The sequence below is a fragment of the Ralstonia sp. R-29 genome (assembly GCF_049913345.1).
In the GTDB taxonomy this organism is placed as follows: Bacteria; Pseudomonadota; Gammaproteobacteria; order Burkholderiales; family Burkholderiaceae; genus Ralstonia.
Genome location: NZ_CP184378.1, coordinates 715,936 through 726,145, shown reverse-complemented (window position 1 = coordinate 726,145; position 10,210 = coordinate 715,936). Strand labels below are relative to the sequence as shown.

The following is a 10,210-nucleotide window of genomic DNA, read 5'->3' as shown; positions in this document are numbered from 1 at the left end:
CAGAACAGGAGACCGCCCATGCGCGATACCGTGTTGTTCCAGACCGATGGCCCAGTTTGCACGATCCTGCTCAACCGACCCGAATGCCGCAACGCGGTGGATGGACCGACTGCCGCTGACCTGCTTGCCGCGTTTGAACGCTTCGAGGCCGATGAGGCGCTGCGCGTGGCGGTGCTCGGCGGTGCCGGCGGACATTTCTGCGCAGGGGCCGACCTGACGGCCGTGAGTGATCCGGCGCGGCGTAACCACCTCGACCCCGATGGCGGGGCGCCTGGGCCGATGGGGCCCTCACGCATGGCGTTATCCAAGCCGCTCATCGCCGCGGTGAGCGGCTATGCCGTGGCGGGCGGGTTGGAACTGGCGTTGCTGGCAGACCTGCGCGTGATGGAGCGCGACGCGGTGTTCGGCGTGTTTTGCCGCCGCTGGGGTGTGCCGCTCATCGATGGTGGCACGGTACGTTTGCCGCGCATCGTTGGCATGGGGCGGGCGCTGGACATGATCCTGACCGGCCGCGCAGTGCACGCTGAAGAGGCACTCGCCATAGGGCTCACCAGCCGCGTGGTCGAGCCAGGTGAATCGCTGTCCATTGCACAACAACTGGCGCGCGAGATTGCCGCGTTTCCTCAGCAATGCATGCTGGCGGACCGCGCGTCGGCCTACGAGCAGTGGAATCTATCGCTGGCCGACGCGTTGCGCCAGGAGGGCGCGCGCGGCACGCCGATGGTGTTTGCCGAGGGCGCGGCGGGTGCCGCCCGCTTTGTGGCCGGGGCAGGGCGTCACGGCGAAGGTGCAGCCGCGGCGTCCTGAGCGGTATACCGGCGGCTCAGTAGTTGCCGTATTTGGCGTACAGGCTTGGGTCGGGCGACGTATTGCCAATCTGCGCGAGCAGGTGTTGCTTCTGTGTCTGCGTGGCCTGCTGCTCGGGTTTGAGGGCGCCAGTCATCCCTTTCACCCATAGGCTGCCGAGTGCCTGCAGAGGCTGTCCGGCTTGCAGTTGCGTGCCTTGGTAGTGAACATCCAGGCTGATCTGCTGGATGCCGCCCGGCAGATTGAGGTTGCTCCAGATCAGCACGAAGGTATTCGGGTACTGCTCTGCGCTGGGGCGTTGCAGGATGGTGACCGTGCCGGGGCAACCGTTGTTGACCCACTGCCAGATGGTGTTTGCGTGGTTTGCGATTGCGGGTTGATTGGCTTGCATGTGAGCTCCGTTCGGAAAAGGTGCCAGACAAAGGTCTGACTGTCGTCAGCCTAGCCAGCCCATCCTTTTCCAAACAGAGGGCGATCGTCACGGTTGTTGCGGCAGAACGCTAGTCCTGGGCCACTCGTTTGCATGCCGAGTGGCCCCACGCTCAGGCGGGCACGTCTTCAACCAGCGCGGCGTGGCTGCCCGCGTGGCGCGCTTTGGCGTGCTTGGCACGCAAGCGCTGCGTGGCCTCCACCATGCCTTGCAGTGCCGCTTCCACTTCTGGCCAGCCGCGCGTCTTCAGGCCGCAATCCGGGTTCACCCACAGGCGCTGCACCGGCACCACCTGCGCCGCCTTGTCGAGCAACGCTTCCATTTCTTCCACACGAGGCACGCGCGGCGAGTGGATGTCGTACACACCGGGGCCGATCTCGTTCGGGTAGGCAAACTCGCCAAACGCATCCAGCAGCTCCATGTTCGAGCGCGAGGTCTCGATGGTGATCACATCGGCATCCATCGACGCGATAGCCGGCAGGATGTCGTTGAACTCCGAATAGCACATGTGCGTGTGGATCTGTGTGTCGTTGCGCACGCCCGAGGCCGACACGCGGAATGCGCGCGCGGCCCACTCTAGGTAGCTAGGTACGTCGGTGGCGCGCAGCGGCAGGCCCTCGCGGAACGCCGGCTCGTCGATCTGGATGGCGGCAATGCCGGCCGCTTCCAAGTCGCACACCTCGTCGCGCAGGGCGAGGGCGATCTGCAAAGCGGTCTGCTCGCGCGGCTGGTCATCACGCACGAACGACCACTGCAGCATGGTCACCGGGCCGGTCAGCATGCCCTTCATCGGCTTGGTCGTCAGGCTCTGCGCGTACTTGGACCACTCGACCGTCATCGGCTCGGGGCGATACACATCACCGTAGATGACGGGCGGCTTCACGCAGCGCGAGCCGTAGCTCTGCACCCAGCCGTTTGCCGTGAAGGCATAGCCCCACAGCAGTTCGCCAAAGTATTCGACCATGTCGTTGCGCTCGGCTTCGCCGTGCACGAGCATGTCCAGGCCGAGGGCCTCCTGGCGGCGCACGACGTCGGCAATTTCGGCGCGCATGCGTTGCAGGTAGTCCAGTGCGGGCAACTCGCCGCGCTTGTGTTGCGCGCGTGCCTGGCGGATCTCTGCCGTCTGCGGGAACGAGCCGATGGTGGTGGTGGGCAGCAACGGCAGGTTTAGGCGAGCCTGTTGGGCTTGAGCGCGAACCGGATACTCGGCTGCGCGCTCAGCATGTTCCGCGCGGATGGCCGCCACGCGCTTCTTGACGCCCGCGTTGTGCACGCGACGCGATGCGGTGCGTGATGCAATGGCGGCTCGGTTGTCGTCCAGCGCCTTCTGCACGGCAGCAGGCCCTTCGACCAATGCGCGTTTGAGCACGGCCAGTTCGTCCAGCTTCTGGCGTGCAAAGGCCAGCCAACCCTTGAGTTCGTCGTCGAGCTTGGTTTCGGCGGACAGGTCGACCGGCACGTGCAGCAGCGAGCAGCTCGGCGCAATCCAGAGGCGGTCGCCGAGTTCCTTGGCCAGGGGCGCCACGCGCTCCAGCACACGGGCGAGATCTGCGCGCCAGATATTGCGGCCGTCAACGACGCCAACCGATAGCACCTTGTCGGCGGGCCACGGCGCGAACGCAGCGAGCTGTTCCGGCGCACGCACGAGATCCAGATGCACGCCGGCCACGGGCAGCGACTGAATCAACGCAGCATGGTGTGAGGCAGCTTCAAAGTACGTGGCCAGCAGCAGCTTCGGGCCGTTGGCTGCAGCCAGTGCCTGATACGTGGGGCCGAATGCTTCAACCCAGGCCTTTGGCAGATCCAACACCAGCGCTGGTTCGTCGATCTGCACCCATTCCACGTTGAGCGCGGCCAGGCGCTGCAGCACACTCGTGTAGGCCTGCAGCAGTTGCGGCAGCAGCGCGAGCTTGTCGGCTAGCCCGCCGCGTGCCTTGGCCAGATGCAGGAACGTGACCGGCCCGACGAGCGCCACCTTCACGCAGTGGCCGAGCGCCTGTGCTTCACGTACTTCGTCGAACAGCCATTCGGTGCCGGGGCCGAAGCGCGAGTCTGGCGTGAGTTCAGGCACGAGGTAGTGGTAGTTGGTGTCGAACCACTTGGTCATTTCCATGGCTGCGTGGTCGGCATTGCCGCGCGCGAGTACGAACGATTGCGCCAGCGTCAATTCCGCGGCGTCGAAGCCGTAGCGTGTGGGAATGGCGCCGAGCAGAGCCGCGGTTTGTAGCACCTGGTCGTACCAGGCGAAGTCGCCAACGGTCACGTAGTCGAGGCCGGCGTCGCGCTGGGCCGCCCAGTGGCGCTCGCGCAATGCACGACCAGTGGCGCGCAGGTCGTCTTCAGTGGACGCGCCTTTCCAGAACGATTCGAGGGCGAACTTCAGCTCGCGTTGCGCGCCGATGCGCGGGTAGCCGAGGGTGTGGATGGTCGTCATAGGAGTCGCAGGAGAGCGGATGTGTTTTGGAGTCCTGCGATGATGGGCGACGATCGATCATGAATCCAATGATATTATTTTCGATAACATTGAATGAAATTCATATTTCGGAATCGCCTTGCCATGCTGGAAATTCGACATCTGCGGACCTTGATCGCCCTGGCCGATGGCGGCTCGGTGTCACGGGCGGCTGAGCGGCTGCATCTGACGCAATCGGCGCTGTCACACCAGTTGCGCGCGTTGGAATCGCACTACGGGTTGGCCGTCGTGCGCCGCAAGGGCCAGACGGTAGAGCTGACCGAAGCTGGCGAGCGGCTGCTCGAATTGGCGCAAAAGGTCGTCGCCGACATCCAGACTACCGAGCGGGATCTGGAGCGCATCAAAGGCCGTGCGGCCGGCACACTGCGGATCGCACTCGAATGCCACACCTGCTTCGACTGGCTAATGCCCGTGATGGACGCTTTCCGCCAGCGCTGGCCAGAGGTGGAGATGGACCTCGTCTCCGGCTTCCACACCGATCCGCTGGCGCTGCTCAAGGACGGCCGCGCGGATGTGATCATCGGCTCCGACGCCAAGATGCGCCGGGGCGTGGTGTTTGCGCCGCTGTTCCGCTTCGAAATCCAGGCTGTGCTGCCGGTCGACCACGCACTGCGCAACAGGAAATGGCTGGAAGCGAAGGACTTTGCCGACCAGACGCTCATCACCTACCCGGTGCCCGAAGAGCGCATCGATTTGATTCGCCAGGTGCTGGCGCCCTCAGGCATCACGTTCAATCGCCGCACGGCGGAGTTGACGATTGCGGTGCTGCAGCTCGTCGCCAGCCGCCGCGGCTTGGCCGCGCTGCCGAGTTGGGGCATCAAAAACTACGTCGACTACGAGTACGTGGTGGCCAAGCGCGTCGGCAAGGAGGGCCTGTGGAGCGACCTTTACGCCGCCATGACGCGCGAGTATGCGCAGGCGCCGTTCGCGCAGGATTTTATTGAGACGGCCAAGGCGATTTGTTTTGCGCAGTTGCCGGGGTTGATGCCGTTGGAGGCCTAGTCAAGCCCGTTATTTCTGGGCTAATCGCGGCAACTTCCCCTGCAACCCCGCCTTCAAGAAATCCAGCAAATGCCGCGTCGCCAGCGTGCGATACCGGCTCGGCATGGCCAGCATATAAAGCCGGCTGCCGAACACGCTGAACCGATACCCCGGCAACACGCGCTTGACGTGCCCCTCGCGCAAATCATCGGCAGCAGCGTAGTAGGGCAGGATGCCGAGCCCATTGCCGGCACGCACCGCTGCTTGCAAGAACAAGTAGTTGTCGGACGAAACAGCCGGGTCGAGCGTGACGAGGGTGCGCTCATCCCCCAGTTGCGCCGATAGCCGCAATGGCTGCCCTACCGCCGGTGCGCTGACGATGGTGTGTTCGGTCAGCGCCTCCAGCGTCTTCGGCACGCCGTGCGCTGCGAGGTAATCGGGCGCGGCGCACAGCACCCAATCCACCTCATCCAGCAGCGTGGCGACGAGTGATTCCGGTGGGTTCGACACGATGCGCAGCGCGACATCGACATCTTCGCCAATCAGGTCGGAGACACGGTTGTCGAACCGCACGTCGAGCCGGATGTCCGGATACGCGCGCTTGAACGCCACCAGCAGCGGTGACACCAATAGATGCCCGAGCCCCGTCGGCACCGACAACCGCACGCTCCCTTGCAGCGATTTGCCAAGCGACGACACCAGCGCGTCGGCCGCCGCCATCTCGCGCAGGATGCTGCGCCCGTGTTCATAGATGCCGGCGCCGACCTCGGTGGGCTCCACGCGGCGGGTGGTCCGGCGCAGCAGCTGCACGCCCAGCGCGCGCTCGAACGCCTTGAGCCGGTGGCTGACGTTGGAGCGCGTGGTCTGCAGCTTGCGCGCCGCCGCCGACAGGTTGCCCGCATCGACGATTTCCACGAACAGCTTGAGCGCGTTGAGGTCCATAGAGCGGGTGCAATTGGTGAAGGCGATTCGACATTCTGTTGATATAGGGTGAGATTGTCAAAACACGACAACCCGGTACCATCGTTGGGAACATCCCACAGGAACCAGCGACATGGCACTCGACGACGAATCCTTCGGCCTGCTGCAGCAATCGGTGCAGCGCTTCATCAACGAACGGCTGGTGCCCGCGGAAAACATCCTCGAAGACGAGGACGACGTGCCCGCCGACATCGTGGCCGACATGAAGGAGATGGGCCTGTTCGGGCTGTCGATTCCAGAGGAGCACGGCGGCATTGGCCTGTCGATGGCGCAGGAATGCGAGGTGGGGTACGACCTCGGGCACACGGCGCTGGCCTTCCGCTCGGTATTCGGCACTAACGTCGGCATCGGCTCGCAGGGCATTCTGATGGACGGCACCGATGCGCAAAAGGCGGATTACCTGCCGCGCATCGCCAGCGGTGATCTGATCATCTCGTTTGCGCTGACGGAGCCGGGCGCGGGTTCGGATGCGGCGTCGCTGCAGACCCGCGCCACGCTGGAGGGTGACCACTACGTCATCAACGGCACCAAGCGCTTCATCACCAATGCACCACGCGCCGGAGCCTTTACGCTGATGGCGCGCACGGGTGGCGAAGGCGCGGGTGGCATCTCGGCTTTCATCGTGCCGGCCGATACGCCGGGCATCACGCTCGGCAAACCGGACAAGAAGATGGGGCAGCGCGGCACCAAGACGTGCGACGTCGTGCTCGAGAACGTGCGTGTGCCCGCTGCCAACATCATCGGCGGCGTGGCAGGGCAGGGCTTCAAGACGGCGATGAAGGTGCTCGATCGCGGCCGGCTGCATATCTCGTCGCTGGCATGCGGCATGGCGCACCGCCTGATTACCGACGCTGTGGCGTACGCCAAGGAGCGCAAGCAGTTCGGCCAGCCCATCGCCGATTTTCAGCTGATCCAGGCCATGCTGGCTGACAGCCAGGCCGAGCTGTACGCCGGCATGTCGATGGTGCGCGACTGCGCCCGCCGCTATGACGCCAAGCCTGTCGGCAAGCAGGACCATGAAGTTAGCATGCTGGCCTCCTGCACGAAGATGTTCTGCACCGAGATGGTCGGCCGCGTGGCGGACCGCGCTGTGCAGATTCACGGCGGCGCGGGCTACATCGCCGAATACAAGGTGGAGCGTTTTTATCGCGATGTGCGTCTGCTGCGCCTCTACGAGGGCACGACGCAGATCCAGCAGCTCATCATCGCCAAGAACCTCCTGCGCGACTGAGTTGCCCGTCCTGATGACGGTTCCATGACGAACCCCAGGCCGTTGATGTGCATCAACGGCCGGTTCGCTGCTTCGTCCACCATATTTGATGGTGGGTGGGGCGGCCGGTATTGCCGGCGCCCGTGCCCGTGCCCGCTGGCCCGAAGGGGAAGACCATGGAGCACCATGCCGAGGTGCTGAACGGTGGCCGATGGCTGCCGCATATTCCGCGTTGGCGAGACCTGCTGGCCATGCTGCTTGTGCTTGGCATGGTGCTGCTGCTGGGCGGTGGCGCGCGGCAGATGGTGGGGCCGCTCGTGGTGGCCACCCAGCCCGATGTTTCGCTTTCGCCATTGGCGCTGCCGGGGTATGTGCTGCGCACCGTGATGCGCATGCTGGCCGCGCTGGCGTTGTCCCTGCTCTTCACCGTGACCTACGCAACGCTGGCGGCCAAGAGCCGGCGTGCCGAGAGGGTGCTGATTCCGCTGCTGGACGTGCTGCAATCGGTGCCGATTCTCGGTTATCTGTCCTTCACCGTGGTGTTCTTCATGGCGCTGTTTCCGGGCAATGTGCTGGGGGCAGAGCTGGCCGCCATCTTCGCCATCTTCACCAGCCAGGCCTGGAATATGGCGTTCAGCTTCTACCAGGCACTGCGCACCATCCCCACGGATCTGGACGAGGCAAGCCGAGGTTTTCGCGCGTCCGCTTGGCAGCGATTCTGGCGGCTGGAAGTGCCGTTCGCCATGCCCGGTCTTGTCTGGAACATGATGATGTCGATGTCGGGCGGGTGGTTCTTTGTGGTGGCGTCCGAGGTGATTGCGGTGGGCGACGTGCAGGTTGCGCTGCCGGGCGTCGGCGCGTATGTGGCGCGCGCGATTGCACAGCGGGATCTGGGCGCGGTCGGCTGGGCCATCCTGGCGATGGCCGTGGCGATCGTGCTGGTTGACCAGTTGCTCTTCCGTCCGATGGTGACGTGGGCTGACAAGTTTCGCTTCGAGCAGACGGCCAGCCAGGTCGCGCCAAAAAGCTGGCTGCTTGATCTGTTCCACCGATCCGTCTGGATGCAGCGGTTGACGGCGCCCGTGGGCGTCGCTCTGCACAAGGCCGCGCGTGCACGCCTGCGTTGGACGCCTGTGCCGGATGCGTGGAGGGTGGCCATGCCGCGCCGCCTGACAGATGCGCTCTGGGTGGTGCTGTGCGCGGCGGGCGTAGGCTATGCCGCGATGGCGCTCTACCGCATTGCGGGGCCGGCCGTGTCGTGGGCGGACGTTGCTACCGTGGCGCGCGCTGGCACGTTCACACTCGCACGCGTGGCGGTGCTGATTGCGCTGGCGTCCGTCATCTGGGTGCCGATCGGCGTGGCTGTGGGCCTGAGCCCGCGCTGGACCGCCCGGGTGCAGCCCGTGGCGCAGTTTCTGGCGGCGTTTCCGGCCAACCTGCTGTTTCCAGTGGCGGTGTTCCTGATCGTGCATTTCCGGCTGTCACCCAATATTTGGCTGAGCCCGCTCATGATTCTGGGGACGCAGTGGTACATCCTCTTCAACGTCATCGCGGGGGCGGCGGCGTTCCCCAGTGACCTGCGCGAAACCGCCACCAGCTTCCGCATCCGTCCGCCCAACTGGTGGCGCAAGGTGATGCTGCCGGGCGTCCTTCCCTACTATGTGACGGGCGCGATTACCGCATCGGGCGGCGCCTGGAATGCCAGCATCGTCGCGGAAGCCGTGAGTTGGGGCGCTGTGCAGTTGCACGCCGACGGACTGGGCGCTTATATCGCCCAAATGACGGCGGCTGGCGACTACCCACGCATTGCCCTCGGCATTGCGGTCATGTCGTTGATGGTGATTACTACGAACCGCCTGGTGTGGCGGCCCCTGTATGCCTATGCGGAGCGCCGCATGCGGCTGGACTGAACGCCATGTCGAAACCGTCTACTGCCGCCCCCATCATCGCGTTGAGCGCAGTCTGTCAGTCGTTTGCCAAGCCGTCTGGCGAGCCCCTTGCCGTGCTTTCCGGTATTGACCTGGCGGTGCACGACGGCGAGATCCTCGGGCTGCTGGGCCGCTCCGGGTCGGGCAAATCGACCTTGCTACGTATCGCTGCAGGGCTGGTCCAACCGACATCGGGCGAGGTGCGCTATTGCGGCCAGCCGCTCGCCGGCCCGGCACAAGGCATTGCGGTGGTGTTCCAGACCTTTGCGCTTTACCCATGGCTGACGGTGCTCGACAACGTCGAACTGGGGCTGGATGCCCTCAACCTGCCGTTGAACGAGGCACGCAAGCGTGCAATGGCGGCCATTGAATTGATCGGGCTGGATGGCTTTGAATCGGCGTTTCCGCGCGAGCTGTCGGGTGGTATGCGCCAGCGTGTCGGGTTTGCGCGCGCACTGGTCAGCGAGCCGACGCTGCTGCTGATGGACGAGCCGTTCTCTGCCCTGGACGTGCTCACCGCCGAGACGCTGCGCACGGATTTTCTCGATCTATGGGGCCAGCAGCAGTTGTCGACGCGGGCCGTGCTGATGGTCACGCACAACATCGAAGAGGCGGTCTTGATGTGCGACCGCATCCTCGTGCTGGGCGCCCATCCGGGCCATATCGTGGCGGAGATCGAGGTGCCGCTGCCACAGCCGCGCAACCGGCTGGATGCGGCATTCCAGAGCATCGTCAACGACATCTATGCCATCTTGACGGCGCGCCTGACTGACACGCTGGATGCGCGGGCACAGGCGCGCAGCGGTCTGGCCATGCGTCTACCGGCGGTGTCTGGCCACCAGATCGACGAGTTGATCGAAGCGCTGGCCGCCCCCGCAAACGCCAATTGCGTGGAGCTGCCCAAGATTGCCGCGGCACTCATGCTGTCGCTGCATGATCTGTTTCCGATTGCCACCGCGCTGCACATGCTCGAGTTTGCCGACCTGCATGGCGGCACGCTCAAGCTGACGGCCGCCGGCCGCGTCTTTGCGCAAAGCGACGACGACACGCGCAAGCGTCTGTTCCGCGAGCACCTGCAGCGGTTTGTGCCACTGGCGGCGCGCATCCTGGACGTACTGAGAGAGCGCGAGGGGCGCCGCGCGCCACGTGCCCGTTTCGCACTCGAGCTGCAAGACCACCTCAATGCCGCCGATGCTGAAGCCAGCTTGCGTACCGCAATCGACTGGGGCCGCTACGCCGGCCTCTTCAACTACGACGACCGCACGCACATGTTCAGCGCCGCTTGACGTAGCCGGCGTGGGGCTTGGTACCCGCAAACGGTAGCGTGCTGGCTCTATATCGCGTGCCGGTTTGGCGCCACAATGTCCGCTGATTTGCGTGTCCACCGCCACTGCTTTGGA

8 protein-coding genes are annotated in these 10,210 nt (G+C 64.8%); 5 read left to right on the top strand and 3 right to left on the bottom strand.

Going from position 1 to position 10,210, the window contains the following annotated elements:
- Nucleotides 1-18: 18 nt before the first annotated feature.
- On the top strand, nt 19-807 hold the full coding sequence (locus tag ACN9M1_RS20440; RefSeq protein ID WP_426400383.1) for a crotonase/enoyl-CoA hydratase family protein: 789 nt from the start codon (nt 19-21) through the stop codon (nt 805-807).
- Between the two features lie 16 nt (nt 808-823).
- Here the strand turns inward: ACN9M1_RS20440 and ACN9M1_RS20435 are convergent, their stop codons facing one another.
- Nucleotides 824-1,198, bottom strand: coding sequence for a hypothetical protein (locus ACN9M1_RS20435; protein ID WP_426400382.1), 375 nt, complete (start codon nt 1,196-1,198; stop codon nt 824-826).
- A gap of 151 nt (nt 1,199-1,349) precedes the next feature.
- On the bottom strand, nt 1,350-3,671 hold the full coding sequence (gene metE / locus ACN9M1_RS20430) for a 5-methyltetrahydropteroyltriglutamate--homocysteine S-methyltransferase (RefSeq protein WP_426400380.1): 2,322 nt from the start codon (nt 3,669-3,671) through the stop codon (nt 1,350-1,352).
- A 123-nt stretch (nt 3,672-3,794) separates the two neighbouring features.
- On the opposite strand from metE, the gene ACN9M1_RS20425 reads away from it, so the two are divergent.
- Nucleotides 3,795-4,712 (top strand): LysR family transcriptional regulator, encoded by a 918-nt coding sequence (locus ACN9M1_RS20425; protein ID WP_426400379.1) that lies wholly within the window; start codon nt 3,795-3,797, stop codon nt 4,710-4,712.
- 9 nt (nt 4,713-4,721) lie between these two features.
- Here the strand turns inward: ACN9M1_RS20425 and ACN9M1_RS20420 are convergent, their stop codons facing one another.
- Nucleotides 4,722-5,633 (bottom strand): LysR substrate-binding domain-containing protein, encoded by a 912-nt coding sequence (locus ACN9M1_RS20420; protein ID WP_426400378.1) that lies wholly within the window; start codon nt 5,631-5,633, stop codon nt 4,722-4,724.
- Nucleotides 5,634-5,745: 112 nt separating this feature from the next.
- Here ACN9M1_RS20420 and ACN9M1_RS20415 point away from each other — a divergent pair, with 112 nt between their 5' ends.
- The 3 genes from ACN9M1_RS20415 (at nt 5,746) to ACN9M1_RS20405 (ending at nt 10,096) form a co-directional block, all read left to right on the top strand.
- Nucleotides 5,746-6,903, top strand: coding sequence for an acyl-CoA dehydrogenase family protein (locus ACN9M1_RS20415; protein WP_426400377.1), 1,158 nt, complete (start codon nt 5,746-5,748; stop codon nt 6,901-6,903).
- Nucleotides 6,904-7,058: 155 nt separating this feature from the next.
- On the top strand, nt 7,059-8,792 hold the full coding sequence (locus ACN9M1_RS20410) for an ABC transporter permease (RefSeq protein ID WP_426400376.1): 1,734 nt from the start codon (nt 7,059-7,061) through the stop codon (nt 8,790-8,792).
- Nucleotides 8,793-8,797: 5 nt separating this feature from the next.
- On the top strand, nt 8,798-10,096 hold the full coding sequence (locus ACN9M1_RS20405) for a nitrate/sulfonate/bicarbonate ABC transporter ATP-binding protein (protein WP_426400375.1): 1,299 nt from the start codon (nt 8,798-8,800) through the stop codon (nt 10,094-10,096).
- The last annotated feature ends 114 nt before the right edge of the window (nt 10,097-10,210 follow it).